Genomic DNA, 873 nt, shown 5'->3' on the forward strand with positions numbered 1-873 from the left:
CAAATAATTTTCTATCTTCATCAACATTAAAGGATTGTTATAAATCTTACATAACTCTCTTGCTTCTATATAATAATTTTTGACTTGTTCTTTGTCTAGAAATTTGGCTCCAGCATTTCCTACAAGAATAAGTAGGGGAGCCAGTTGGTAGCTTGTCTGTCTTTGTTTACAGAGTTCAATCGTCTCAAGAGCTTCTTGGATAGCTTCGTTATATTTTTCCTTTGACACTAGGTAGTGAGCGTAGTTGTAACGAACTCTGATGTAGCCAAATAAAAACTCTTGATGCTCAAAATTTTTTGTCTGATATAACTCCATTAAATGAGAGTAGTTTGCCTCATATTCTTGTTCACGACCCACTAAGGAATAGAAATTAGATAGAGTATTCAATGCCTTTAAATAAATCAGAGTATTTGAGGAGACTTTTAATAATATATTTTCCAATGAAGAAATAGCCTCACACTTACTGTCATATTGATAGAAGTCAATAATAGCTTTAATCCATTCAAGGTAAGTTCGGTCTTCTAGTGTTAGAAAAGTACTTCGTTCAATCTCTATTCTATAAATATATTCCAAATCTTCATAATTTCTGTCATCTAATAGTCGAGCAGATAATTGCTTGAAATTAGAGAGGTTAGATTTAATTTCAATTTGTTCATTAAAAAAATAATCTAATGGTACTTCAAGTCGTTGTGAGAGTTTGAACAAAAGGTCTGCGGAGGGAATGAAATGCCCTCTCTCAATTTTACCAATCTGGCTTTGTTCACAAATTCCTTCTGCAAGAGTTTGTTGGGAGAGTCTCAACTCTTTTCTTTTCAATCTGAATTTCTCTGCGAGTGTATTCATTAAAGATAATAAACCTTCCTATTTGCTTAA

The 873-nt window shown here is 32.5% G+C and carries 1 protein-coding gene; it reads right to left on the reverse strand.

The window, feature by feature from the left end; translation table 11 throughout:
- Positions 1-843 (reverse strand): helix-turn-helix domain-containing protein (locus SPADD19_RS10845; protein WP_061455984.1); only part of this gene is annotated, 843 nt, incomplete at its 3' end.
- Positions 844-873 lie beyond the last annotated feature (30 nt).

Source organism: Streptococcus parasanguinis, assembly GCF_001578955.1.
Taxonomy (GTDB): domain Bacteria; phylum Bacillota; class Bacilli; order Lactobacillales; family Streptococcaceae; genus Streptococcus; species Streptococcus parasanguinis_U.